Here is a 25,597-nt window from a genome sequence, read left to right on the forward strand (position 1 = left end):
TTTACTGCCCCCTATTCAAATAAACTTGGAAGAAACAGTGAGATTTGCGGCACAAAAGCCACAAGCATTAAGACTGCCAGACTGACACCTAAAAATGGCAGTAATTCTTTTGCTGTTTTCCCAATTGAGATCTTGCCAATTTGTGATGCTACGAATAGACATACACCAACCGGAGGCGTTACAAGGCCAATAACAAGGTTCAATACCATCATGACACCAAATTGAACCGGATCCATACCGATGGAAGCCGCTACTGGCAATAACACCGGGAATAGGATGACTAGAGCCGCAATCGTCTCCATGAACGTTCCAACAAACAACAGCAGCAAGTTAATCAATAGAATAACGACAATTGGGTTTGAAGAGATCCCCAGAATCGCATCTGCAACCATTTGAGGAATTTGTTCACTTACCATAATCCAGCCAAACAGGTTGGCAAAGCCTACGAGAAGCATGATAGAAGCCGTACCTGTCATGGAAGAGAGCATAATTTCCGGGATTTTTTTGATTGGAAGCTCTTTATAAACGAAGATTCCAATGACAAAGGCATACAATACTGCAATGACTGAAGCTTCAGTCGGTGTGAAGTAGCCTCCGAGAATTCCATACATAATGATAACTGTCATAAATAGTGCCCAGAACGCTCCAGTGAAACTTTTCCATATTTCCTTTAATGACTTTCTTTCCCCTTTGGGATAATTTCTTTTAACAGAAATGATATAGGTTGGAATCATTAATCCCAGGCCAAGTAATATCCCTGGCAGAGCACCAGCCAAAAACAGATCGCCAATAGATACTGACGCAAGTGTCCCCACGATAATCATTGGAAGAGACGGAGGAATAATCGGGCCAACCGTTGATGAAGATGCCGTTACAGCTGCAGAAAAACCTGCTCCGTACCCTTCTTTTTTCATCGCAGGAATAAGAATAGCTCCTATACTGGCTGTGTCTGCCAATGCTGTACCTGAAATGCCTGCAAATCCCATCGAGGATCCTACATTCGCTAAGCCAAGGCCCCCGCGGATATGGCCGAAGCAATTATTTGCAAACTGAATGATGCGATCTGTAATACCGCCAGCATTCATTAGGTTTCCTGCCAGAATAAACCCGGGAATACAGAGCAAAACAAAGGAGTTTAGTCCTCCAAACATTTTTTGCGGAATGATGCTTAACGGGATATCAGCCAGTATTAAATAAAAAAGTGAAGATAGGCCAAGGCTGAATGCTACTGGCACGCCTAGGAATATCAGGATTATGAACGAGAAAAACAAAATGGCTGCCATCATAGCTCCCCACCACCCATTTGTGAATTAAAGTCTTCTTCATTTCGAATTAGCCTAATGATTTTGACAATTGAATACAATAATAAAAATGAACTCATGATAAATATTGCAGCGTGGATTACCGACATCTGAAAAGGCATTGTAGCTGAAGTCTGGTTTCCTCCTAGCTGTGTAAAGAACCATCCTTCTTTAACGAGAACCCCGCTTAACAATATAATCAGCAAATAAATTCCAATTTCATAATAGCGGCGAATAGCATGTGACATTTTTGTGAGAATCAGATCCACATTAATAAACTCGCCTCGAAGCAAAGCTAGCGGTGCCCCAAAGCAAATGGAGTATATAAACAAATATCGCGTAAGCTCTTCCGTCCAAATTGCTGTGTAGGGAAGATAGCGCGACATGATTTGGATGGTAACCACGATAATAACCCCTGAAAAACTCATAACAGTCAAGAAGGCTAATATTCGGTCAAGCCAAATTCGAATCTTCATTTTTTCATTCCTTCCTTTAATTAAAGGCACTGCTGGCAAAATAGTCAGCGGTGCCTTTAACTTGTTCCAATAAGACTATTATTCTACCTCTAGAATTTTTTCATAAAGCTCATACTGTTCTGGCTTAAGGCTATCTTTAATCGCAGGCTGCATTTTTTCACGGAAGGCATCCTGGTCAACATCAACAAACTCCATTCCTTCACTTTCAAGCTCAGACTCTATTTTTGAAATTTCTTCATCATAAAGTTTTTCTCCAAATGCCTGGGCTTCTGCAGCTGCTTCTGTCACAGCTTTTTTCTGTTCATCATTCAAGGCCTCAAACTGCTTGTTGCCAATTAGGATATAAATCCATGAATAAACATGCTCTGTACGATTCACATACTTTTGAACCTCATACAAACCGCCGCTCTGGATTAAGTCCACAGGGTTTTCCTGTCCTTTAATAACTCCTTGCTGAAGGCCAGTAAATACTTCATTGAAGTCCATAACCTGCGGCTTAGCGCCTGCGGCTTCCCAGACTTTCAGGAACAATGGAACATTTGGCACACGCATTGAGAATCCCTTCAAATCAGATGGTGACTCAATAGGCTCACTTGAAGTCAAGTTACGTGGAGCACGTGTATGATAATACAAAGGAGTCAAGCCAACTTTTTCAGTGATTTCCTTTTCAATTTCTTCACCGATTTCCCCTTCTACAACCGTTTTTACATGGTCAAGATCACGGAAGGCATACGGTACTGCCATTAAAGCAGCTTTAGGTGCCCAGTTTTGCATGGTTTCCCCTGAAATGACCATGTCAGCTGTACCCGCCTGAATGGCATTGATTGTATCTGTTTCTCCGCCAAGAGAGTTATTCGGGAAAATTTGAATTTCAATTTGCCCGTCTGTTTTTTCATTAACCAGATCTGCAAATTCCTCAGCTGTTTTATGCCAAATGTGATTCTCATCTGCCAAGTGGCCAAACTTCCACTTGATTACTTCTCCCTCTTGCTTCTCGCCACTTGCCCCATTAGAACCGCCCGAACCGCAGGCACTAAGCATCAAAGTCGCAGCTAAAACACCGGATAACCACTTAAATTTCATTGTTTTTCTCCCCTTTTTTTCTATGGATTTAGTTTGTTAAAAACTGATGTACCGTTGAAGCAATTGTTATCCCTTTTTCGAGATTTCTTTCTTCATTCATTTGTTCAATTTCACCTGGCACAAGAACACTTTTAAAACAGGGAGCTGGAGGTGCCTGACGGATTTCTGCCATCATTTGATCCATATTTCCCAGGAATGCTTCTGCATCCGTGAAGAATGCCGGATTAATTGCACAGAAATAATGGCCAAGTTTCCTCTTCTTATCCAGGTCTCCATACATCTTGGCTACATGCGGCCCAAAAGCTGCACCTGCAAGCAAACCTGAGAAGATGTCGACAATCATTGATAGCCCATAGCCCTTAGGCCCCCCAAACGGAGAAAGTGAAACGACTTTTGAAGGATCTGTTACGGTTTCCCCATTCTCGTCCACACCCCATCCTTCTGGAATTTCTTTTCCTTCCTCTTTATATTGAAGGATTTTCCCCAGAGCTACATTCGATGTTGCCATATCCAGGATGAATGGTTTTTGTGTTTTTGCCGGAACGCCATAGGCAATTGGGTTGGTCCCAAGGAAAGCATCTTTGCCTCCAAATGGCACGACAATCTTATCGGTATGAGTCATTGCTATTCCAATCAGGTTTTGCTCTGCCGCGTTTTGAACAAAATAACTAAGTGCACCGCAATGGCTGCTGTTAATGGCTGTTACCATTCCCACACCATTTTCCTTTGCCATTTGGATGGCATGATTCATGGCTTCATCTGCAATGACGTGTCCAAATCCGTCATCCCCATCAACGACACCTGTCACAGGACCGGTCTTATTGAATGTAATCTCCGGATTGGGATTGATTCCTCCCGCATTTAGACGATTCACATAATGTTCAGTACGAAGTACACCATGTGAGTTAACATTTCTTAAATCCGCATGAACCAGGATTTCCGCAACTTTTTCTGCATGTTCATGTATTAAGCCTGCACCTGTTAATTTCTGCACTACTAGCTTCTCAGCTTCTTCATGATGAATTGTCACAGTAGACATAATGATCCCCCTACTCCAGGTTGGTATGTTTCTTGACCATTTCTTCGTTCGAATTTCTTTCTGATAAACTATCAATAATTGCAGCATCTAAGATAAGATGGGCGGCCTGATCAAACTGATTTCCAAGCGGCTGAATCGTAACCGGCTCTCCTGAAAGGCGGTATTTAGTCGCTGCAGGAATCTGCATTCCCCCAGTAAAGCACGACTGATGAACCGCCTCTTTATTAGTGGTTATTAAAAATACTTTTGCCCCCGCCCTGAAGGCGTTTTCAGAAAAACTTATTGTCTGTCCTGTTTTGGCTGAGCCAGATAAAACGATTAATATATCGTCTTTCTGAATGGCCGGTGTTGTTGTTTCTCCCAAAACATAGACCGTTTTTCCGCTATGCATAAGACGCATGGCAATCGCCCTTGCCACTAAGCCTGAACGACCTTCTCCAGTAAAGAAAAAACGAGCGTCACTCTTTAAGAGTGCTACGAAAGATTCGTATTCGTTCTTATCGACATGTGAGCATACTGCTCTCATTTCTTTGAGAATTGTAAGAATCGTATCCATTGTCCACCTCTTATCTTTCAACAATAAGGTCATTATTGATAAATGCGTTTACTTCATTTAGATAAGGAAGACCTTCATTATCTCCTGAGACGGTTGTAACCAGGGCGCCTACGCCATTAGCAAATTGAAGCAGCCTTTCCTTGCTGAAACCGTTCAGCCAGCCATAAATGTATCCCGCATCGAATCCATCTCCGGCTCCGACTGTATCAACTGGAGTCACACGGAAGCTCTCTGCCCGTGTCCAATCGCCATCCCGGAATAGCTTTGATCCGTTAGCGCCATCCTTTAAGACCAAATCTCTGATGCCATATTCTCTGGCAAATAGCGCAAGTTCATCTTCTTCTTCCATCCCGCTTATTAACCTGATCTCTTCTAATCCAGTCAGCAGGATATCAACATGCGGAAGAATTTCTTTATACGCTCTTCTCGCTTCCTCAATCGACCAAAGCTTCAGTCTGATATTTGGATCAAAGGAGATTGGAATCTTTTTTTGTTTTGCAGCTTCAATCACTTTTGCGGCAATTTCGATGTTCTTTGGATCAATAGCAAGGAAAACACCTGTAAGATGGACAAGATCTACATTTTCAAACTGTTCTTCCTGAATCATATCCGGTGTCAAAGTTAAAATAGGCGAGTTATACCGGTAATAGAATGTCTTGCCTGATCCATCCTCATTGATTTCCTTAAAGTTAAGTGATGTTGGGCAGCCGCTTACAAAATTTACACCCGATACATCTACGCCCTCTCCCCGAGCGAAGTTATATATGACTCTGCCAAACTCATCTTCCCCCAGCCGGCTAATCCACTTGCTGCCTAACCCAAGCCTTGCACATCCAATGGCAAAGTTAAGTTCTGCACCGCCCACCTTGCGTTCAAACTGGGTGACATATCTTAGTGGCCCTTTTACAGCTGGGTTCAGTGTTATCATGGCATCTCCGATTGTTAAAACTTTGAATGGTGATGACATTATTTTCTCTCCTAACACTCTATAAAGATTCCCGCTCAACTAATGCAGGAGCGTATCTTTTAATCTCGTATACTTCCTCAAATCGAGGATTTCTAATTAAATCTAATAAAACAGAAGCGGCATCATTGCCAATTTCAAAAGTCGGCTGTTTGATGGCTGTTATCGGTGTTGCCGAGATTTCCAGGAAATCAGAGTCATCTACTGCGATAACGCTTACATCTTCGGGAACTTTTAAATTCTTTTTTCTTAAAAATTTCAAAAGTTCAATGAGCGAAAGATCGTTTGTAGCAAAAAATGCCTCTGGTGTTTCTTTACACATCCACATTTTTTCCAGTTCAGGGATAATGTCTTTTCGTTCTGCCGCAATAATCCAATCATCCTTTACAGGCAAATCATTTTGTTTCAGCTTTTTCTTGTATCCATTAATCCGTTCAATCCGGGGTGTCACTTTTTGGCTTAAGGACATGGATACCAGACCTATTTTCCTATGGCCTTTTTGGACGATTTCCTGAACGGCAATCTCAGCTGCTCTCTCGTTATCCAAAAGCAGTGTTGGATAAATAGTTTTATCAAGCTTTCTATCTACAAAAACAATGGGAAAATTTGAAAGCTTCAGCCGTTTATATTGATCTTCATTTCCGATGGTCGGAAAGATAATCAGACCATCAACTTGTTTAGCTAAAAGCATATCAATGTATGCACGTTCTTTTTCCGGATTATCGTCTGCGTTACAGACAAACAAATGAAATTCATTTTTTTCGCAGACATCTTCAATGGCCCTGATAATTTCTGTCGAAAACGTATGAAGTATATTGGCAACAATCACTCCAATGGTTGATGACTTCTTTTGCTTCAAACTTTTAGCTACGAAATTCGGGATATATCCCAGCTCGCGAATGGCGTCTTCAATTCGCATTTTAGTGGATTCCGCCATATACTCGTAGCGATTATTGATATACTGTGAAACTGTGCTCTTTGATACGTTTGCTTTTTGCGCAACATCTAACATCGTTATTTTTTTCATGTTGTACTATCCTCTCGCAAAACCGATTTGGTAAATCGGTTTAGTAAACCGGTTTAGTGAAAGTATAAATGAAAACCTTTTCAAAATCAATACTAAAATTTCTGAATTTTTTTTGCAGAAATCATTCAACAACGATCCAGACAAAAAAAATCCCTCCGAATCCGAAGGAATTTTTCAAACTTTATTATTTCTCGCTAAATTTCAATGCCGCCCCGACAAATTCACGGAATAATGGCTGAGGGCGAGTTGGTCTTGAGATAAATTCAGGATGGAACTGGGAAGCAACGAACCAAGGGTGATCCTTCACTTCGATGATTTCCACTAAGCGGCCGTCCGGGCTTGTACCAGAGAAGACAAAGCCTGCTTTCTCCATATCCTGGCGGTAGTGGTTGTTGAATTCATAGCGATGGCGATGACGCTCATATACCACCTCATCCTGGTATGCCTCAAATGCTTTTGTATCTTCATTCAATTTACAAGCTTGCAGGCCAAGTCTTAGAGTTCCGCCTAAATCCTCAATATCCTTTTGCTCTGGCAGAAGGTCGATAATTGGATGCGGTGTTTCAGGAGCAATTTCTGCTGAGTGTGCCCCTTCAAGACCCAGTACATTTCTTGCAAATTCAATCGAAGCCAGCTGCATGCCAAGGCAGATGCCAAGGAATGGCTTTTTGTTTTCACGTGCATATTGAATTGCAAGGATTTTTCCTTCAATACCGCGATCGCCAAATCCGCCTGGAACCAGGATTCCGTCAGCATCCTGAAGCAGTCCATTCACGTTATTGCTGTCCACTTCTTCTGAGTTGATCCATTTGATTTCAATATCAGAATCAAATGCATAACCCGCATGCTTTAAGGCTTCGACAACTGAAATGTAAGCATCCTGCAATTCAACATATTTACCGACAAGGGCAATCTTGGTTTTTTTGGAAAGGTTCAGAACCTTGTCAACCAGCTGCTTCCACTCGGTCATGTCCGCTTCTCCGCAATTCAGCTTCAAATGCTTGCAGACGATTTCATCAAGCTTCTGATCTTGAAGGGATAGCGGTATAGAATATAATGTATCCGCATCTGTTGCTTCAATAACTGCTTCTTTATCGATATCACAGAATAGCGCAATTTTATCCTTCATATCCTGGGAAATTGGCATTTCTGTACGCAGAACGATTACATTTGGCTGAATGCCAAGGCTTCTCAGTTCTTTTACACTGTGCTGAGTCGGCTTTGTTTTCATTTCGCCTGCTGCCTTGATATAAGGAACCAATGTACAATGAATGTACATCACATTATCGCGGCCGATATCGCTCTTAATCTGGCGGATCGCTTCAAGGAATGGAAGTGATTCAATATCCCCTACTGTTCCGCCGATTTCTGTGATGACAACATCAGAATTCGTTTCATGGCCTGCACGGAAAACTTTATCCTTGATTTCATTTGTGATGTGCGGAATAACCTGCACTGTTCCGCCGTTATAGTCGCCGCGGCGCTCTTTTCTAAGGACGGTTGAGTAGATTTTACCAGTTGTTACACTGCTGTATTTTGTCAGGTTAATATCAACAAAACGCTCATAATGGCCTAAGTCCAGGTCAGTCTCCGCGCCGTCACCTGTTACAAACACCTCACCATGCTGGTACGGGCTCATTGTTCCCGGATCCACATTTATGTAAGGGTCGAATTTCTGAATCGTAACCGTTAACCCTCGGTTTTTCAATAAGCGGCCAAGTGATGCTGCCGTGATCCCTTTTCCTAGTGACGAAACAACTCCGCCCGTAACAAAAATATACTTAGTCATGAAAAATTCCCCCTTGATATCAGTTTGTGCATAATGATGCTGGATTAAAGACTTGATGATAAAAATTCTATCGTTCTGCCTCCGATTTTTTCAGCGGAAGCTTATCGCAAAGGGATGGTTTAGCTCTTTTAAAAAGGCACATGGCCTATAAAAAAATAAAAAGCGCCCCTCTTACTTAAGTAAGTAAGGGAGCGCTATTAGCGTCTAAACGAATCGTTCCTTTTTTAAGGAGCCCAAAAAGTATTCTACAAGCCCAGAAACGAAAAGTCAAGATTATAAATCTTCTTCGTCTTCGTCAGCGTCGAGGTCATCTTCCTCAAGCTCTTCGTCCTCATCGCCAAGGTCGAATTCTTCATCTTTTTCGATTATTTCATCATCGTCTTCGAAGTCATCATCATCATCAAGATCATCGTCATCGTCGAGAAGATCGTCATCATCGTCTTCTGTCAGATCATCATCGTCGAATCCGTCGATATCGTCGTAATCAATATCCTCTTCATCAAGCTCATCATAATCTTCAAGATCGAGATCATCGTCGTCCTTTTTCTTCGCCTTTTTCTTCTTAGGCTTGATTACGGTAACGATTTCTTCTTCATATTGGTCAACCGGATACCATGAACGAAGGCCCCAGCGGTTATCGCCCAATCCGATAAAATGGCCATCTATATTTAAATCTGTATAGAACTGTGCAATTTTCCCTTTGACTTGTTCCTCTGAAAGGTTCATAAGTTTAGCCACTTCATTCATTATGTCATTAAAGGCCATTGGTTCTTTTTTGCTTGTTAGAAGTTCATAAGCCACTTCGATCAATGACATTTCTTGTAATTCTTCTTTTGAGAACTGTTCCAAACTCAATATCAGCACTTCCTTTCCCTATGTAAACGCTCATTCTGCAGCGCAAATCACAAACTATTTAAGCTGAAGTTCCGCAGCTGTCCGTAAATGCATGCGGACAGCCTGCAAGAAGGCATATTCTTCATTATAAACAAATTTTTACGGTTTATGCCAGTTATATCTGCTGTTCTGCCCTTTTTTCTGCAATTTTTCTTGCCGCAATATATTTTGTAGCTTTGTTTGATAGGCCTGTTGATTTCAGCACGGGGCACTTGCTTTCCGCGGGCGGTCCGGGAGCCTCCTCGTCGCATTCGCTCCTGCGGGGTCTCCCGATGACCCGCATCTCCCGCAGGACATTGAATAAGCTTCCTTGAATTTAACACCGCAGGAAGAAAATGCGCCAGCATTTTCGAGGATCAAGTGCCCTCCGCTCCAATCAACAGGGTGCTGACTACACGTTTTTTACTATCACTGCCGAATCAAAAATGCCTTCCCTTTTTGAATACGAGTGTTCGGATAAATTAATGTAACACATAAAGCTAATCTGCCCTTTTCCTCCTCCTGCGCTTTAACGGGTGATCCCATTTTTTATAAGCGAGCCAGGTGAAGTAGATGGAGAGCAGATAGAATGCAATGGCTCCCAGCTGTTTTCCATATAAGAAGTAGACTCCTGCAGCAGCTGCAAGGATGGCTGTGTAGAGCAAGATTTTTTTCATTTTTTCACATCCTCAGGTTCCCCGAAGTGCAATGCTATGTATTGATTCCATTATATAGGATATGGATGTATTTTATATTAATTCTATGTTAAATAATAGTGCAGAAAACAAGGGCCTGCAGCTGCAGGCCCTGTTAATCCACTTGGTTTTACATATTGCGGCGGTACTGTCCGCCCACTTCGTATAACGCACGGGTGATTTGGCCGAGGCTCGCCACTTTGACGGTTTCCATCAGTTCGGCAAAAATGTTGCCGCCGCTGACTGCTGCTTCCTTCAATTGTTTCAGCGCCTCTTCCGATTTGTCTTTGTTGCGCTCCTGGAAGCTGCGCAGATTGCGGATTTGCGTTTCTTTTTCTTCCTTCGTTGCCCTTGCAAGCTCCATATTGTTCATCTCATCCTCTGATGGAGGATTTGGGTTCAAGTAAGTGTTGACCCCTATAATTGGAAGCTCGCCAGTATGCTTTTTCATTTCATAGTACATGGATTCATCCTGAATTTTTCCGCGCTGATACTGAGTTTCCATGGCGCCAAGAACGCCGCCGCGGTCATTGATGCGTTCGAACTCTCTCAGCACCTGCTCTTCCACTAGGTCTGTCAGTTCATCCACGATAAAAGCACCCTGCAGCGGATTTTCATTTTTCGATAAGCCATGCTCTTTTGTAATGATCATCTGGATGGCCATTGCACGGCGGACAGATTCTTCTGTCGGTGTCGTTATGGCTTCATCATACGCATTGGTATGAAGCGAGTTACAGTTATCCTGAAGCGCCATTAATGCCTGCAGCGTTGTGCGAATATCGTTAAAATCGATTTCCTGCGCATGCAGTGAGCGTCCGGACGTCTGGATATGGTATTTCAGTTTCTGGCTTCTTTCATTGGAGCTATATTTATCTCTCATAACCGTTGCCCAGATGCGGCGCGCCACACGGCCAAGCACCGTATACTCCGGGTCCAGTCCATTCGAGAAGAAGAATGAAAGGTTAGGAGCAAAATCATTGATGTCCATGCCTCTGCTCAAATAATACTCGACATAAGTGAAGCCATTTGCCAGCGTAAAAGCAAGCTGTGAAATCGGGTTCGCACCCGCTTCCGCGATATGGTAGCCGGAAATCGAAACAGAGTAATAATTGCGGACTTTATGATCGATGAAGTACTGCTGAATATCCCCCATCATCCTCAAAGCGAACTCCGTCGAGAAGATGCAAGTATTCTGTCCCTGATCTTCTTTTAAAATATCAGCCTGAACCGTGCCGCGGACAGTCTGCAGCGTTTTCGCCCTTACTTCGGTGAATTCTTCAGGTGTCAGCACGCGGCCAAGCTCCTGCTCTTTTGCTTCAATCTGCTGTTCGATGGCCGTATTCATGAACATCGCCAAAATGATCGGTGCCGGCCCATTAATCGTCATCGATACAGATGTGGATGGATGGCACAAATCAAATCCGGCATACAGCTTCTTCATATCATCAAGTGTACAGATGCTGACTCCGCTTTCCCCGACTTTTCCGTAAATGTCCGGGCGGTAGTCAGGATCTTCCCCATATAGGGTTACAGAATCAAACGCTGTGCTCAGACGCTTTGCGGCATCATCTTTGGAGAGATAATGGAAACGGCGGTTTGTCCGTTCAGGTGTACCCTCTCCGGCAAACTGTCGCTTCGGATCTTCACCCTCGCGTTTGAACGGGAAAACACCGGCAGTATAAGGGAATGAGCCCGGTACGTTTTCTCTGTACACCCAGCGGATGATTTCTCCGTAATCCTTGTACTTAGGCAGTGCCACTTTTGGAATGGACAGCCCGGATAAGCTTTTTGTTTTTAATACCGTTACGATTTCTTTATCTCTGATTTTTGTCACAAATTGCTCGCCTGAGTATTTTTCCTTCAGATCATCCCAGCCAGCAAGGATTTTCTTTGTTTCAGCAGTCAGCTTCTCTTCTGCTGCTGATTTAATGGCTTCAAGAGAAGAAATGACTTCTTCATTTCCTTCTTGTTCTTTCACAGCAAGCAGAGCCCCTTCCAGCTGGAACAGTTTGCGGGCAAGATCGGCCTGCTCCTCGGCTTTCTTGTGGTAGCCGCGGACTGTTTCAGAAACTTCGCGCAGATAATAGCGCTGTTCATTCGGAATAATGACATTCTGCTTTTCAACTTTTGCGTTTTTTGTAAAACTTGTCTTCCAGTCTGTACCTGCTTTTTCATTAATCGTTTCCACAAGTGCCGCAAACACCGCATTTGTGCCAGGATCATTGAACTGGCTGGCAATGGTTCCATAGACAGGCATGTCTTCAAGCTCTTTTTCAAAAAGCATCCGGCTGCGCTGGTACTGCTTTTGCACCTGACGCATGGCATCCTCAGAACCTTTGCGCTCAAATTTATTAATGACGATCAAGTCTGCATAATCAATCATATCAATTTTTTCCAGCTGGGATGGCGCCCCGAATTCACTTGTCATGACATACATGGAAGCATCGCAAATTTCCGTAATGCCGGCATCTCCCTGCCCGATTCCGCTTGTTTCCACAATAATCAGGTCAAAGCCGGCTGCTTTGACAACTGAAATCGCATCCTGAATCGCAAGCGACAGCTCACTGCGGGAATTTCTTGTTGCCAGGCTTCGCATATAGACTCGCGGATTAAAGATGGCGTTCATGCGGATACGGTCGCCAAGAAGCGCACCGCCCGTTTTTTGTTTTGTCGGGTCAACAGAAAGAATCGCAACTTTTTTCTCCGGAATTTCATTGATGAAGCGGCGGATCAATTCGTCAGTCAGCGAGCTTTTTCCAGCACCGCCTGTACCCGTAATTCCCACTACAGGAACCTGTTTTTCCAGTGACTTCACTTTCTCCATGACCGGCTCAAGCGATGCTGCCGCTTCTTTGCCTACTGTTACCTGATGCTCAGCCAGTGTAATCAGCTTCGCGATGGCATTCGTTTCCCCTTCCTGAAGCTTTTCAATCTGCTCTGAAGCTTCAGCTGTGAATGTAGGGAAATCACATTCCTTGATCATTTGATCAATCATCCCTTGGAGGCCGTATTGGCGGCCATCTTCCGGAGAGAAAATCCTCGCGATTCCGTAGTCATGCAATTCTTTGATTTCCTTCGGGATAATGACACCGCCCCCTCCGCCATAAATGCGGATGTGGGATGCGCCTCGTTCCTTCAAAAGGTCATACATATATCTGAAGTACTCTACATGTCCTCCCTGATAGGAGGAAATGGCGATTCCCTGCACATCTTCCTGGATCGCAGCATTTACGACTTCCTCCACAGAACGGTTATGCCCGAGGTGGATGACCTCTGCACCGCTTGCCTGAATGATGCGGCGCATAATATTGATGGAAGCATCATGTCCGTCAAATAGACTGGAAGCCGTAACGAAGCGAATGTGATTTTTCGGCTTATAGACTTCTGGATTGCTCATCGTTCTCCCCCTTGTCCGTAAGCGCAGGCACCAGTGCTGCTGATGCCTGCGCGCTATTATTAAGCTTTTTCCGAAACTCTGCCTGGATCCTTTATTCCTTGAAAAAGGAGATTGGTCTGCAGCTGGATATATTCATCGATGCTGTACATTTTCTGCAGCGACCAGCGGCGGAATGCCCACATTTGCCCTTGGACAAAAATGTTATGGGCGATCATTTTGATTTTTTCTTCTCGCAGGTCCAGTTCCCCGTTCTCCACGCAAAGTGTAATGACATGCTCGAACATGCCGACCATTTCAATTTCTTTCTTCAGAACATACGGAAGCGCGTCCTTGGTCAGCGCCTTTACTTCCTGGTACATGACGAGCACTTCATCCTGCATTTCATCGACCACTTTGAAGTAATCAGCAATGCCCTGCTTCAGGCTCTCAAGCGTGCCCTGCTTCGTATCAAGGCCTTTTTGAAGCCGTTCGGCGACCTGGTCATAAATGCTGTCACAAACCAGATATAAGACGTCTTCCTTCGTCCGGATGTATTCATAAAGCGTTCCAATACTAAAACCAGATGCCTTTGCGATCTCTCTAGTTGTTGTACGATGGAACCCCTTTTGGATAAAAAGGGTGACGGCACCTTTAATCATCTGATCACGTCTTTTTTTGACAAGACGTTCATCTTTAACAGAAGCCTGCACTTCTCGTTTTTTCATTGTTTACCTACCGCCTCCCTCTTTGAGATCTATTATTTCGTTACCATTCGAGAGATTACGAGACGCTGGATTTCCTGTGTACCTTCGTAGATTTGCGTAATTTTGGCGTCGCGCATGTAGCGTTCAACCGGGTAATCCTTTGTATATCCATATCCGCCAAAGATTTGAACGGCGTCTGTTGTTACTTTCATGGCCGTGTCACCGGCAAGGAGTTTGGACATGGCAGATTCTTTTCCGTATGGAAGGCCTTCTGATTCCAGCCAGGCTGCCTGGTAAGTTAATAGTCTTGAAGCTTCAATGCTTGTTGCCATGTCTGCCAACTTGAATCCGATTCCCTGCTGGGCAGCAATTGGTTTTCCGAATTGGTGGCGTTCTTTTGCATATTCGACGGAAGCATCCAGTGCGCCCTGTGCAATCCCGACTGCCTGGGCAGCGATGCCGTTGCGGCCGCCGTCAAGTGTCATCATGGCAATTTTGAAGCCTTCGCCTACATTGCCCAGCACATTCTCAACCGGAACCTTGCACTCTTCGAAAATGATCTCAGTTGTAGGTGAGGAACGGATACCCAATTTCTTCTCCTTCTTGCCGACAGAAAAACCTTCAAAGCCGGATTCTACGATAAACGCAGTTGTTCCTTTGTGCTTGGAAGCTGGATCTGTCAGGGCAAATACAACATAGATATCTGCGATTCCGCCGTTTGTGATAAAAATTTTGCTGCCGTTTAAGACGTAATGATCTCCCTCAAGCCGTGCCGTTGTTCTCATTCCGCCGGCATCTGATCCGCTTCCTGGTTCCGTAAGGCCATATCCGCCGATTTTTTCACCCTGGGCCATAGGCTTTAGATATTTTTGCTTTTGCTCTTCGCTTCCGAATTTGAAAATCGGCCAGCCTGCCAGGGATGTATGCGCTGAAAGAGTTACACCTGTTGAGGCACATACTCTGGAAAGCTCTTCAACTGCGATGCAATATGCAAGGTAATCACTGCCGATTCCGCCGTACTCTTCAGGCCACGGAATCCCTGTTAAGCCAAGCTCTGCCATTTTGTCGAAAATCTCTCTGTCAAAGCGCTCTTCTTCGTCGCGCTCAGCAGCAGTCGGGGCCACTTCATTCCTGGCAAAATCACGCACCATTTTTCTGATCATTTCATGCTCTTCACTCAATTGGAAATTCATTGTCTTTCCCTCGCTTTATATGGATTCGTTGATATATGGTGAATTCATTATTGGTCTGCTTCTTTACAGCTGTTTGCTGATGACAATCCGCTGAATTTCGCTTGTGCCTTCATAGATTTCGGTAATTTTGGCATCACGGAAGTAGCGCTCAACCGGGTAGTCTTCCGTGTAGCCGTAGCCGCCGAAGACCTGGATGGCTTCTGTTGTCACGTCTACTGCTGTTTTGGATGCAAAAAGCTTTGCCATTGAGGCTTCGAGTCCGCACTTGACGCCGCGCTGGCGCATGTCTGCTGCGCGATAGATTAATAGTTTTGCAGCTTCAACGCTTGTTGCCATGTCTGCAAGCTTGAATCCGACACCTTGCTGTGCAGCGATCGGCTTGCCGAACTGTACACGTTCCTTTGCATAGCTTGCGGCTGCTTCAAAGGCCGCTTCTGCGATTCCAAGCGCCTGTGAAGCAATGCCGATCCGCCCTGCGTCCAGGTTTGCCATCGCAATCTTGAAGCCTTCTCCTTCATTGCCGAGAAGATTTTCAGAAGGAACACGCATATCTTCAAATGTCAGCTGAAGCGTTCTTGAACCGTGCAAGCCCATTTTGTGCTCATCTTTCCCAAATACAAGGCCTGGCGTATCTTTCTCTACAATAAAAGCGGAGATGCCTTTGCTGCCAAGCTCCGGATTTGTGGATGCAAATACTATATATACGTCCGCTTCGCCTGCATTCGTGATGAACACTTTTGAGCCATTAATGACATAATGGTCTCCATCTTTTACTGCACGGGATTTCAGGCTTCCCGCATCTGAGCCTGCGCTCGGTTCAGTGAGGCAAAAAGCGCCGAGATACTCGCCTGAAGCAAGCTTCGGAATATACTTCTGCCTTTGCTCTTCCGTACCGAAGTAAAGGATTGGGTTTGTTCCAACCGATGTGTGGACCGATAAAATAACGCCAACTGTCGCACTTACGCGGGACAGCTCATGGATGGCTATAATATAAGAAGTAAAGTCCATTTCAGATCCGCCGTATTTTTCAGGAATCGGTATCCCCATCAGGCCAAGCTCTCCCATTTTTCGGAGAATCTCCCTTGGGAATTCGCCCTGCTCCATTTTTTCAACAAAAGGCGCAATTTCCGTCTGGGCAAAATCGCGCACCATTTTTCTCATCATTTCCTGTTCTTCTGTAAATCTCAGGTTCATTTGTATACCCTCCGATGCCGCCAGGCTCTATTTAGCCGGGATCCTCTGATTATTTTTCGTAAACGTAGAAGCCTCTGCCTGTCTTCTTGCCAAGCCAGCCAGCCTTTACATATTTTCTTAACAGCGGGCATGGACGGTATTTATCATCGCCAAAGCCTTCATGCAGGGTTTCCATAATATACAGGCATGTGTCCAGGCCAATGAAGTCAGCCAAAGTCAGCGGTCCCATTGGATGGTTCATGCCAAGCTTCATCACTTCATCAATGGCCTCTTTTGTCGCAACCCCTTCATAAAGCGTGAAGATTGCTTCATTGATCATCGGCATCAGGATGCGGTTAGATACGAATCCAGGGAAGTCATTCACTTCAACAGGCACTTTTTTAAGCGTCTTCGTGATGTCTTCAATGGTTTGATACACTTCGTCTGCGGTCGCTAGGCCGCGTATGATTTCTACAAGCTTCATCACCGGCACTGGATTCATAAAATGCATGCCGATGACTTTTTCAGGACGTTTTGTCGCTGCTGCGATTTCTGTAATAGGGAGAGATGACGTATTGCTCGCCAAAATCGCATGTTCGGGTGCAATCTCATCCAGCTGGCTGAAGATTTTTGTTTTGATTTCCATGTTTTCAACGGCTGCTTCGATGACGAGCTCAACGTTTTTTGCATCCTGCAGATCGGTTGAAGCGGTTACATTTTTAAGCACCGTTTCCATTTCCTCCGCTGTCATGCGCTCTTTTTCTACCTGGCGGGAAAGATTCTTTTTAATCACACCAAGGCCGCGTTCAACAAAATCTGGCTTTAGGTCGTTTAAGATGACGCTGTAGCCTGCCTGCGCACAAACCTGTGCGATTCCTGAACCCATTTGTCCAGCACCGATTACCATAATGTTTTTTACGTTCATTTTTGTATCCTCCGTTCTGGGGTTTGGCCGGTATTTCTGTCGATTCGGCCGGTAAATATCAGTTTTTGGCCGGTAAATGTTTGTTAAGTCCTTCGATTTATCCATTTGGCCGATAACCTGCCTGGTTTGGCCGTTAAAAGTTCAAGTTTGGCCGATAAATTGATTATTTTGGCCGTTAAAAGCCTAACTTGGGCCGATAAATGATTAGTTTCATCTATCGTTCGTCAGGTAAAACGGAGTTTTTTCGGCTGCAGCCACCATCCCAAAACAGATTACTGCTTCGGAACCTCAATCATCACCGCATCGCCCTGGCCTCCGCCGCTGCAGATGGCCGCAATGCCGATTCCGCCTCCGCGGCGCTTCAGTTCATGCATCAGTGTTAGAATGATTCTTGCTCCGCTTGCACCAATTGGGTGGCCCAGAGCAACGGCACCGCCGTTGACATTCACTTTTTCTTCATCAAGGCCGGCAATTTTTCCGCTTGTTAAAGCAACAGCCGCAAATGCTTCGTTAATTTCAAATAGGTCAATCTCTTCCAGGGTTTTTCCTGTCTTTTTCAAAAGAGCATTAATGACAAGGCCAGGGGTTTGCGGGAAGTCCTTGGCTTCCACCGCTAGCGCTGTATGGCCAAGAATATAAGCTTCCGGCTTTTTGCCTTGGCGTTCTGCACGCTCTTCGCTCATCAATACTAATGCTGCTGCCCCGTCGTTAACGCCAGGCGCATTCCCGGCAGTGATCGTTCCGTCGGAGTTAAAAACAGACCCCAGCTTAGCCAGTTTTTCTAAGGAAGTATCTTTGCGGGGTGACTCATCTTGGGACACAACGATTGGCTCACCCTTTCGCTGCGGCACTTCCACTGGCACGATTTCCTCTGCCAATTTGCCGGATTCAATTGCTGCAATGGCACGTTCATGGCTTCTTAGCGCCCAGTTGTCCTGCTCTTCTCGGCTGATTTCGAATTCTTTAGCTGTCGAGTTTCCGTAAGTTCCCATATGGACGCCTGTGAAGCTGCAGCTTAATCCGTCATGAACCATTAAGTCCTTAACCGTTGCATCGCCCATGCGCAGGCCCCAGCGCGCTTTCGGCAAAATGTAAGGCGCATTGCTCATGGATTCCATGCCGCCGGCCACGATGACTTCCTCGTCACCCGCCCGGATGATCTGATCTCCTAAAGTGACACTTCGCATGCCGGAAGCACAAACTTTATTAATCGTTTCCGTTTTCACTTCCCACGGCAAGCCGGCCTTTTTCGCAGCCTGTCGTGAAGGAATCTGGCCCTGACCTCCCTGAAGAACGGTTCCGAGAATCACTTCATCTACCTCTTCAGGATTAACGCCGGCTCGGTTCAGCGCTTCTTTTACTGCAAATCCGCCAAGGTCAGAAGCTGTATAGCTGCTAAGCGCTCCGGCAAATTTTCCAAAAGGTGTTCTTACTCCGCTAAGAATTACGGTTTTTCCCATAAAAGAATCGCTCCTTTGTACTATTAATTTAAAATGTTCGCAAAATTACTTAGAAAAAAATTGGGTCTTTGAAGCTGTTCTGGCTGAAGTTAAATGTTTGTGAAGGTGCTTCGGTTGACTGAACGCTCGCTCGAAAAGACCGCGGAACAAAAGGATTTACCCGATCTTCAGTCACCCAGCAAAATTGTAAGCGCTTTATCATTTTCTATTTTACTAGAAAAATAGCAGAAATTGAAACACTTTACACAAAATTCTGGTAAAAACATTTTTCGTCAAAATGCTTTAGCTGAAATTTGCTTCAGTGCTTCAATTTCCACTTTCAATATATTAGGATGCTAAATTCTGGCTTTCACCTATAACAGACTTTTCGAGAATTTCAGCAACATCATACGTATGAACCTGTTCTTCCACTTCTTTTGCTTTCGTTCCATCTGACAGCATCGTTAAGCAGTACGGACATCCGGAGCTGATCACGGATGGATTCACTGCCAATGCCTGCTCGGTCCGTGAGACGTTGATGCGGTGTCCTGTTTCTTCTTCCATCCACATCAAGCCGCCCCCTGCTCCGCAGCACATGCCGGTTTCGCGGTTTCTTTCCATTTCCACAAGCTTGACGCCCGGGATGCTCTTAAGAATTTCACGCGGAGGATCGTACACCTCGTTGTAGCGTCCAAGATAGCAGGAGTCATGGAATGTGATCGTTTCTTCTACAGCATATTGCGGCTTCAGCTTGCCTTCTTCCACAAGCTGGGCAAGAACTTCAGTATGGTGATAAACCTCTGCCTCTAATCCGAAATCCGGATACTCATTTTTGAAAATGTTGTAGGCATGAGGGTCGATCGTTACGATCTTCTTCACTTCATTTTTCTCAAACTCTTCAATATTCTTCGTGGCAAGCTCCTGGAATAAGAACTCGTTTCCAAGGCGTCTTGGGGTGTCACCAGAGTTCTTTTCCTTGTTTCCAAGGATGGCGAACTTAACGCCGGCCTCATTCATTAGTTTCGCAAAGGAAAGAGCGATCTTTTGGCTGCGGTTATCGTAAGATCCCATGGAGCCAACCCAGAATAAGTATTCAAACTCTTCTCCTGCCTTTTTCATTTCCTTCACTGTCGGCACATGAACATCTTCGCGTGCTTCTCTCCAGTCTTCGCGCTCCTTGCGGTTCAGTCCCCAAGGATTGCCCTGGCGCTCGATATTGGTCATGGCGCGCTGTGCATCAGCATCCATTTTACCCTCTGTTAAAACAAGGTAGCGGCGCAGATCAATGATTTTATCAACATGTTCATTCATAACCGGGCATTGGTCTTCACAGTTGCGGCAAGTCGTACAAGCCCAGATTTCTTCTTCTGTGATGACTTCCCCGATCAGGCTTGGGCTGTAAGCAAGGCCTGCAGCTGCTTCTTCTGCCCCCTGGCCGGCAGCTGCAAGGGCAAGCTGATTGCCTTTCGTATTTGAAAAAGCGAATGTCGGCACCCAAGGCTGCTTCGATGTGACAACAGCACCGTGATTGGTTAAATGGTCACGCAATTTCAGGATTAAATCCATTGGCGAAAGCATTTTTCCCGTGCCGGTTGCAGGACACATATTGGTACAGCGTCCGCATTCCACACATGCATAGAAATCGATCATCTGATGCTGTGTAAAATCTTCAATCTTTCCGACACCAAAGCTTTCCTGTGATTCATCTTCAAAGTCGATTGCCTTTAATTTCCCCGGATTATCCAGACGGTTGAAATATACGTTGGCCGGTCCGGCGATTAAGTGGGCATGCTTGGATTGCGGCACGTACACAAGGAATGCAAGCAGGAATACTAAGTGAATCCACCATGCGATGTAAAACACAACAATCGAAGCCGTTTCACCCATCCATGAGAAGGCACCGCCAATCATGGAAGCAACCGGTTCTGTCCAGGTTCCTTCATGGCCATGCCAAATCATGCCCATTCCATTGCCAAGCAGTACGGAAAGCATGAGCCCTCCGATAAAAATAAGTACGAGACCTGATTTGAATCCGCGTTTTAAGCGGACAAGCTTTTCCACATAACGGCGGTAGAAAGCCCAGATTACCGCAACAAGGATCATCAGGGTCACGATTTCCTGGAAAAAGGTGAAGCCAGGATATAATGGTCCAAGCGGCAAATGCGCACCTGGCTTAATTCCTTTAATAATAAAATCGATTGCTCCAAATTGGACAAGAATGAAGCCATAGAAAAACATCACGTGGATGATTCCGCTTTTCTTATCCTTTAAAAGCTTTTTCTGGCCAAATACGTTGACCCAGATCTTCTCAAGGCGCTCTTTCACTTTGCCGTCAAACTCCACCTTTTTGCCAAGCTTGATATATTCAATCCGCGTCTTCACAACATAGACAAACAGGCTGACAGCGTAAGCGGTTACAAGAAGAAATGCAATTAAGTTGATCCATAATAAACCGTTCATGGGCATGGTGCTCCTTTCTTCATCTTAGAAAATTTTAAAAACAGTATAATTTTCTGAATTTACTCTTACTTCCATTATATTATGAATGAGCATTCAGTCAACCATTTTTCATTAAACTTGTTCGAAAAATTTTATTATTTTCATTTATTAAATTCTTTTTAAAGGTGAAAAGTCCTCCCTTTTTGGGAAGATTCCATGATAGAAAAATCTCTGCAGGAAATACTAACAGGAAAATCCTGTCGAGAGGAAGATCGCATTGACTGTCTGGAATATCATTATGGCCGTTTTACTCGTCATTTTCTTATGGCTCTATATCGATTTTACATGGGGCCGGAAAAGCCATATGAAAAAGCTTGAGCGGACCGCCTTACCCATCCGGCAGTCTGATATGGAGTTGTTTGCAGATGGGCCTGCTTTATTTGATGATTTATTTTCCGAGCTAAGAAAAGCGCAAAAGCACATTCATGTTTTATTTTATATTGTGAAGGATGATAAAATCAGCAAGGAGTTTTTAACTATTTTAAAGGGTAAAGCAAAAGAAGGAGTGGAAGTCCGCCTTTTGCTCGACTGGGCCGGAAGCTTTCCGGTTAAGAAAAAGACTGTTAAGGATCTTAAAAGCAGCGGCATTAAGTTTTCGTTTGCCCATGTGCCAAAGCTTCCTTTTCTCTTCTATTCTTTCCAGGCCAGGAACCACCGGAAAATTACCGTTATTGACGGAAAGATCGGTTACAGCGGCGGCTTCAATATCGGCAAAGAATACATCAATCAGGATAAAAAGCTGAACCCCTGGCGTGACTATCATTTGAAATTCCGCGGCGAAGGTGTGCTGGATCTGCAAAGAGAATTTCTAGCCGATTGGTATAAAGCAACTAAGACCGACCTGCTCGCAAACAGCGTCTATTTTCCTGAGCAGCACGCAGGTGAATACCGCCATCAGTTTGCGGCTTATAAGGGAGCTTTTTTAGAAGAAAGCTTCTCCTCCTTAATACGCAATGCGAAAAAGAGCATTACCATTGGGACTCCCTATTTTATTCCTGGCAAAAGGCTTTTTCAGGACTTAATTCATGCCCTGGAACGCGGCGTTACAGTAAAAATACTCGTCCCATGCATCACGGACCATATTCTTGTAAAAGAGGCCTCTTATCTTTATTTAAGGACCTTGATTAAACAAGGTGCTTATGTGTATGAGTACAAAAAGGGCTTTTACCATGCAAAGGCGATTGTTATCGATAATGAAATCAGTGATGTCGGAACAGCCAATTTTGATAAGCGGAGCCTGTTCTTAAATTATGAAATCAATTGCTTTATTTATGACAAAGAGTTCATTAAGCAGGTCCAAGCTGTTGTAGACAAAGACATACTAAATGCAAAGAGATTGACGCTAAAAGAATTAAACCGGCTGGATCCTTTACGGACATTCAAAGAGATGCTTGCCCGGTCTGTGGCAAGCTTCCTCTAAAGGAGGCCAGTAAAAAGAAGGTGCTGCAAATTGAAAATCAGACTGGGATATGTTTCTCATGCCATCAGCTTGTGGGAGGCATCTCCCGCGAGAACGTTAACGTTTACGCGCTTTCAGCAAATGCCTGAGGAAGAAGGGCTGGAAAAACTGAAGGCCGTCACAGCGGTGAATCTGCAAAATACGTTAAGAATGCTTTATTTTAATATCGCCCATGAAATTCAGCTATATCGGCTTTCAAGCTCCATCGTGCCCCTGGCCACACACCCGGAGGTTTTATGGGATTTTGTCACACCCTTTAAGGATAAATGGCTTGAAATCGGTGAATTGATTAAAAAACATGGACTCCGCGTCAGCTTTCATCCCAATCAATTCACCCTGTTCACATCTCCGCGCGAGGATGTGACCCGAAATGCAGTCAAAGATATGGAATACCATTACCGGATGTTCGAGGCCATGGGCGTTGAAAACGAAAGCATCATTAATATCCATATTGGCGGGGCTTACGGGGACAAGCTCACGACCATCCGCCGTTTCCATGAAAATCTCCAAATGCTGCCTTCTCATATTAAAGAGCAAATGACACTCGAGAATGATGACAAAACCTATAACGCGGATGAAACTCTCCTGGCCTGCCAGAAAGAAAACATCCCCCTTGTGTTCGATTATCACCACCATATGGCGAACCTCGGCACCCGCCCGCTGGATGAGCTTCTCCCGGAGATTTTTCAGACGTGGGAAAAAACAGGACTCAAGCCGAAAATCCACATCTCCTCGCCCAAATCGGAAAAAGCCTTCCGGTCCCATGCCGACTATGTTGACATTGATTTCATCAGGCCACTTCTCGATCTGCTGAAAACCTTTAATCGGGATATCGATTTCATGATTGAAGCTAAAGCAAAAGATAAGGCTGCGCTTAAGCTGACAGAGGATATCAGCAGCATCCGCGGGGTGAAAAGGATTGGCGGGGCGGAGATTGAGTGGAAATGAGGAAGGCGTTCCATGTGCGGAACGCCCTTTTATCTTAACTGAATCTCCTTCACCTTCTGTCTCACCTCCTCAGGCCACCATGCCCCACAGTCTTCAGAGACTACACAGGCAGCGCACTTATGCAGGTCGTAAACCTTCATACCAGTAATCGGAGGTGAATAAAGATGCAGTGTGACAAGGTTCTCCCTGCCTGCACTCTTCATTTTGTGCACACCTTTTTTGGGAGCAAAAAAGAAGGAGTCTTTGGACTTTATCTCTGCAAAAAGCTCAACTGGGACGTCTTCCTTCACTTCAAAAACGGTGTTTTCCGAATCTCCATTTAACACTTGAATCCATCCCTTTGAATTTCCATGATCATGCGGGGCGCATTCGATATCAGACCAGTTCATGACGAGCAGCTCCACTTCATCATTCTGGTAGAGCAGCTTGCGGTAATAGGGTTTTCCATCTGCCGGCAGCAAGTGCGGAAGCAGTTCCTCAAGCTTGATATCAAGTGATGCCAAAGCCTTTCTAAGTTCTTCTGCAGAAGGTGATTTCAATGAATCCAAAATGTTTTTAAACCGTCCCTTCAAGACCATTAAACGACTCCCCCTTTAATGTGGATTATCGTTTCCTCCATGAAAAATATTGCATCTGACCATTCACCATGATCACTCCTATAATAATTATGATCCCGCCCATGATGCTTATGAAGAAAATTTTTTCACGAAGCAATAGAATGGCCGCTATAAAGGTAAACAGCGGTTCCATATAGATAAACATCGATACTTTGGAAGCTTCCAAAACCTCGAGTGCCTTGGACCAGTACCAGTAGCCAATCCCCGATACAAATATGCCCAGAAACAATATATGAGCCCATTCAGCATCTGATAAAAGATGGAACTTCTCCCACCCTCTATCTCTCATTAAAAAGGGAATGGTCAACAAGCATCCAAGCAAACTCATATAAAAAGTGACCGCAAGGGACGGCAGCTTAATTTGCAGTTTCCTCACCAAAATCGAATATACCGCCCAATTCAGTGTACTTAGGATCATCAGAAAATAGCCTATATTTAAAGCAAATCCCAGCGTCTGGCCGCTTCTCGCTCCCGTTACCATGAGCACGCCGGAAATGGCTGTTATAATGCCTAGTGTCTTAAGTAATGTCAATTTTTCATGAAGAAAGATCATGGAGAGCAGCACAGTGAATACAGGTGAAAAAGAAATAATCCATCCTGCAGATGAGGCGTCTATCGTCTTTAGAGCTGTTACCTGGATGACCTGGTGAATGAAAACGCCGAGAACACCGAGAACAACTAAATGAGGAATATATTTGAGCGGAATCTGGAGAGGATATCTTTTCAGCAAGAGCAAAAGAAGCAGAAAAGCCGCCCCGATGGCAAACCGGAGCATGATTAATGTATAAGGATCCAGCTTATCCAAAACTGCTTTGGTGGAGACAAAAGAGACTCCCCAAAAACAGATTGAAATGGTTGCGTAAAGTGAGGCTGCAAACTGTGGTTTCATGGGCGGGCATGTCCTTTCCGGAAGGGTTTCTATCATGATATGCTCGTCCCGATGTAACATGCGGAGTTTAGTTTGATTTACTTGCGGGTTCGGACAGGTTATTTGCTAAATTTATCATTTGTTTGCTGATTTGCCGGGTTTGTTGACTAATTTTTTGGGGTTTGCTCTTTAGTTTTCCTGGATTGCTGCCTGGTTTTCGGTTTGTTTGCTGATTTACCAGGTTTGTTTGCTGGTTTCCTGATTTGTTTGCTAGTTTCAACTATTGTTTGCTGGTTTCCAAGGTTTATTTGCTAAATTCAGGATTTATTTGCAAAGTTCACATTTAGACAAAAAGGATGTCCCCAAATAACATGGACACCCTTTCCCAATCTATCTCAATATCCCCTGCAGCCAGGGCAGAATCACTTCATATGCTTTAAACCCGAGGTAAATGCCGACAATCCCCATAATGCCAGGCAGAGCTGGCGGTGCGGGAATCGGCAGCTTCATGAAAGCAAAGACAAATCCGACAAGAAATCCTGTAAGTATGGATAAAAGAACGATTTTCATGAGATCCTCCTATAATGGATTAC

Annotated in this window: 22 protein-coding genes; 2 read left to right on the forward strand and 20 right to left on the reverse strand. The window is 44.6% G+C overall.

The features are described 5' to 3' along the window. Positions 1–11: 11 nt before the first annotated feature. The 17 genes from IRB79_RS00425 to IRB79_RS00505 form a co-directional block, all read right to left on the reverse strand. Positions 12–1,286: a TRAP transporter large permease gene (locus tag IRB79_RS00425; protein ID WP_206840777.1), complete on the reverse strand. Its 1,275-nt coding sequence runs from the start codon at positions 1,284–1,286 to the stop codon at positions 12–14. Beyond that, on the reverse strand, positions 1,283–1,777 hold the full coding sequence (locus tag IRB79_RS00430; protein WP_243506230.1) for a TRAP transporter small permease: 495 nt from the start codon (positions 1,775–1,777) through the stop codon (positions 1,283–1,285). Before IRB79_RS00430 ends, IRB79_RS00425 begins: the two co-directional genes overlap by 4 nt. Positions 1,778–1,855: 78 nt before the next feature. Continuing rightward, on the reverse strand, positions 1,856–2,860 hold the full coding sequence (locus IRB79_RS00435; RefSeq protein WP_243506231.1) for a TRAP transporter substrate-binding protein: 1,005 nt from the start codon (positions 2,858–2,860) through the stop codon (positions 1,856–1,858). Between the two features lie 28 nt (positions 2,861–2,888). After that, positions 2,889–3,899, reverse strand: a complete 1,011-nt coding sequence (gene allD, locus IRB79_RS00440; RefSeq protein ID WP_243506232.1) for an ureidoglycolate dehydrogenase — start codon at positions 3,897–3,899, stop codon at positions 2,889–2,891. 10 nt (positions 3,900–3,909) lie between these two features. Next, on the reverse strand, positions 3,910–4,455 hold the full coding sequence (hxlB, locus tag IRB79_RS00445) for a 6-phospho-3-hexuloisomerase (RefSeq protein WP_243506233.1): 546 nt from the start codon (positions 4,453–4,455) through the stop codon (positions 3,910–3,912). Positions 4,456–4,465: 10 nt separating this feature from the next. After that, positions 4,466–5,422 carry a sugar kinase gene (locus IRB79_RS00450; RefSeq protein ID WP_243506235.1) on the reverse strand — a complete coding sequence of 319 codons (957 nt, stop codon included), beginning with the start codon at positions 5,420–5,422 and terminating at the stop codon, positions 4,466–4,468. 19 nt (positions 5,423–5,441) lie between these two features. After that, positions 5,442–6,446: a LacI family DNA-binding transcriptional regulator gene (locus tag IRB79_RS00455; protein ID WP_243506237.1), complete on the reverse strand. Its 1,005-nt coding sequence runs from the start codon at positions 6,444–6,446 to the stop codon at positions 5,442–5,444. A 184-nt stretch (positions 6,447–6,630) separates the two neighbouring features. After that, entirely contained in the window at positions 6,631–8,235 is a 1,605-nt protein-coding gene (locus IRB79_RS00460; RefSeq protein ID WP_243506239.1) for a CTP synthase, read from the reverse strand. Between the two features lie 273 nt (positions 8,236–8,508). Next, positions 8,509–9,090 carry a DNA-directed RNA polymerase subunit delta gene (rpoE, locus tag IRB79_RS00465; protein ID WP_243506241.1) on the reverse strand — a complete coding sequence of 194 codons (582 nt, stop codon included), beginning with the start codon at positions 9,088–9,090 and terminating at the stop codon, positions 8,509–8,511. A gap of 518 nt (positions 9,091–9,608) precedes the next feature. Continuing rightward, entirely contained in the window at positions 9,609–9,785 is a 177-nt protein-coding gene (locus IRB79_RS00470; protein ID WP_243506243.1) for a hypothetical protein, read from the reverse strand. A gap of 148 nt (positions 9,786–9,933) precedes the next feature. Next, a complete protein-coding gene (gene icmF / locus IRB79_RS00475) occupies positions 9,934–13,200 on the reverse strand; it encodes a fused isobutyryl-CoA mutase/GTPase IcmF (protein ID WP_243506244.1) in 3,267 nt (1,088 codons plus the stop codon). A gap of 59 nt (positions 13,201–13,259) precedes the next feature. Continuing rightward, on the reverse strand, positions 13,260–13,904 hold the full coding sequence (locus tag IRB79_RS00480) for a TetR/AcrR family transcriptional regulator (protein ID WP_243506246.1): 645 nt from the start codon (positions 13,902–13,904) through the stop codon (positions 13,260–13,262). A 32-nt stretch (positions 13,905–13,936) separates the two neighbouring features. Then, positions 13,937–15,076 carry an acyl-CoA dehydrogenase gene (locus IRB79_RS00485; RefSeq protein WP_243506247.1) on the reverse strand — a complete coding sequence of 380 codons (1,140 nt, stop codon included), beginning with the start codon at positions 15,074–15,076 and terminating at the stop codon, positions 13,937–13,939. A 63-nt stretch (positions 15,077–15,139) separates the two neighbouring features. Next, positions 15,140–16,270, reverse strand: coding sequence for an acyl-CoA dehydrogenase (locus IRB79_RS00490; RefSeq protein ID WP_243506248.1), 1,131 nt, complete (start codon positions 16,268–16,270; stop codon positions 15,140–15,142). Positions 16,271–16,319: 49 nt separating this feature from the next. Further along, a complete protein-coding gene (locus IRB79_RS00495) occupies positions 16,320–17,174 on the reverse strand; it encodes a 3-hydroxybutyryl-CoA dehydrogenase (RefSeq protein WP_243506249.1) in 855 nt (284 codons plus the stop codon). A gap of 272 nt (positions 17,175–17,446) precedes the next feature. Further along, positions 17,447–18,634, reverse strand: coding sequence for an acetyl-CoA C-acetyltransferase (locus IRB79_RS00500; protein WP_243506250.1), 1,188 nt, complete (start codon positions 18,632–18,634; stop codon positions 17,447–17,449). A gap of 327 nt (positions 18,635–18,961) precedes the next feature. Next, positions 18,962–21,073, reverse strand: coding sequence for a (Fe-S)-binding protein (locus IRB79_RS00505; RefSeq protein ID WP_243506251.1), 2,112 nt, complete (start codon positions 21,071–21,073; stop codon positions 18,962–18,964). Between the two features lie 277 nt (positions 21,074–21,350). On the opposite strand from IRB79_RS00505, the gene cls reads away from it, so the two are divergent. Beyond that, positions 21,351–22,532: a cardiolipin synthase gene (gene cls, locus IRB79_RS00510; RefSeq protein WP_243509682.1), complete on the forward strand. Its 1,182-nt coding sequence runs from the start codon at positions 21,351–21,353 to the stop codon at positions 22,530–22,532. A 30-nt stretch (positions 22,533–22,562) separates the two neighbouring features. Continuing rightward, positions 22,563–23,519 carry a UV DNA damage repair endonuclease UvsE gene (uvsE, locus tag IRB79_RS00515; protein WP_243506253.1) on the forward strand — a complete coding sequence of 319 codons (957 nt, stop codon included), beginning with the start codon at positions 22,563–22,565 and terminating at the stop codon, positions 23,517–23,519. A 29-nt stretch (positions 23,520–23,548) separates the two neighbouring features. Here uvsE and IRB79_RS00520 read toward each other — a convergent pair whose 3' ends face one another. From IRB79_RS00520 to IRB79_RS00530, 3 genes are all read right to left on the reverse strand, one after another. Then, a complete protein-coding gene (locus IRB79_RS00520) occupies positions 23,549–24,097 on the reverse strand; it encodes a cysteine dioxygenase (protein ID WP_243506255.1) in 549 nt (182 codons plus the stop codon). Between the two features lie 25 nt (positions 24,098–24,122). Further along, positions 24,123–25,025 (reverse strand): DMT family transporter, encoded by a 903-nt coding sequence (locus IRB79_RS00525; RefSeq protein WP_243509684.1) that lies wholly within the window; start codon positions 25,023–25,025, stop codon positions 24,123–24,125. Between the two features lie 369 nt (positions 25,026–25,394). Further along, positions 25,395–25,574, reverse strand: a complete 180-nt coding sequence (locus IRB79_RS00530; protein ID WP_243506257.1) for a XapX domain-containing protein — start codon at positions 25,572–25,574, stop codon at positions 25,395–25,397. Between the last annotated feature and the right edge of the window lie 23 nt (positions 25,575–25,597).

Source organism: Cytobacillus oceanisediminis (assembly GCF_022811925.1).
Classification (GTDB): domain Bacteria; phylum Bacillota; class Bacilli; order Bacillales; family Cytobacillaceae; genus Cytobacillus; species Cytobacillus oceanisediminis_D.

What these genes read in the sequence shown, in the direction of transcription:
- IRB79_RS00425 (WP_206840777.1), bottom strand. Translation starts at nt 1,286, where the DNA reads ATGATGGCAGCCATTTTGTTTTTCTCGTTCATAATCCTGATATTCCTA.
- IRB79_RS00430 (WP_243506230.1), bottom strand. Translation starts at nt 1,777, where the DNA reads ATGAAGATTCGAATTTGGCTTGACCGAATATTAGCCTTCTTGACTGTT.
- IRB79_RS00435 (WP_243506231.1), bottom strand. Translation starts at nt 2,860, where the DNA reads ATGAAATTTAAGTGGTTATCCGGTGTTTTAGCTGCGACTTTGATGCTT.
- allD (WP_243506232.1), bottom strand. Translation starts at nt 3,899, where the DNA reads ATGTCTACTGTGACAATTCATCATGAAGAAGCTGAGAAGCTAGTAGTG.
- hxlB (WP_243506233.1), bottom strand. Translation starts at nt 4,455, where the DNA reads ATGGATACGATTCTTACAATTCTCAAAGAAATGAGAGCAGTATGCTCA.
- IRB79_RS00450 (WP_243506235.1), bottom strand. Translation starts at nt 5,422, where the DNA reads ATGTCATCACCATTCAAAGTTTTAACAATCGGAGATGCCATGATAACA.
- IRB79_RS00455 (WP_243506237.1), bottom strand. Translation starts at nt 6,446, where the DNA reads ATGAAAAAAATAACGATGTTAGATGTTGCGCAAAAAGCAAACGTATCA.
- IRB79_RS00460 (WP_243506239.1), bottom strand. Translation starts at nt 8,235, where the DNA reads ATGACTAAGTATATTTTTGTTACGGGCGGAGTTGTTTCGTCACTAGGA.
- IRB79_RS00470 (WP_243506243.1), bottom strand. Translation starts at nt 9,785, where the DNA reads ATGAAAAAAATCTTGCTCTACACAGCCATCCTTGCAGCTGCTGCAGGA.
- icmF (WP_243506244.1), bottom strand. Translation starts at nt 13,200, where the DNA reads ATGAGCAATCCAGAAGTCTATAAGCCGAAAAATCACATTCGCTTCGTT.
- IRB79_RS00480 (WP_243506246.1), bottom strand. Translation starts at nt 13,904, where the DNA reads ATGAAAAAACGAGAAGTGCAGGCTTCTGTTAAAGATGAACGTCTTGTC.
- IRB79_RS00485 (WP_243506247.1), bottom strand. Translation starts at nt 15,076, where the DNA reads ATGAATTTCCAATTGAGTGAAGAGCATGAAATGATCAGAAAAATGGTG.
- IRB79_RS00490 (WP_243506248.1), bottom strand. Translation starts at nt 16,270, where the DNA reads ATGAACCTGAGATTTACAGAAGAACAGGAAATGATGAGAAAAATGGTG.
- IRB79_RS00495 (WP_243506249.1), bottom strand. Translation starts at nt 17,174, where the DNA reads ATGAACGTAAAAAACATTATGGTAATCGGTGCTGGACAAATGGGTTCA.
- IRB79_RS00500 (WP_243506250.1), bottom strand. Translation starts at nt 18,634, where the DNA reads ATGGGAAAAACCGTAATTCTTAGCGGAGTAAGAACACCTTTTGGAAAA.
- IRB79_RS00505 (WP_243506251.1), bottom strand. Translation starts at nt 21,073, where the DNA reads ATGAACGGTTTATTATGGATCAACTTAATTGCATTTCTTCTTGTAACC.
- cls (WP_243509682.1), top strand. Translation starts at nt 21,351, where the DNA reads ATGGCCGTTTTACTCGTCATTTTCTTATGGCTCTATATCGATTTTACA.
- IRB79_RS00520 (WP_243506255.1), bottom strand. Translation starts at nt 24,097, where the DNA reads ATGGTCTTGAAGGGACGGTTTAAAAACATTTTGGATTCATTGAAATCA.
- IRB79_RS00525 (WP_243509684.1), bottom strand. Translation starts at nt 25,025, where the DNA reads ATGAAACCACAGTTTGCAGCCTCACTTTACGCAACCATTTCAATCTGT.
- IRB79_RS00530 (WP_243506257.1), bottom strand. Translation starts at nt 25,574, where the DNA reads ATGAAAATCGTTCTTTTATCCATACTTACAGGATTTCTTGTCGGATTT.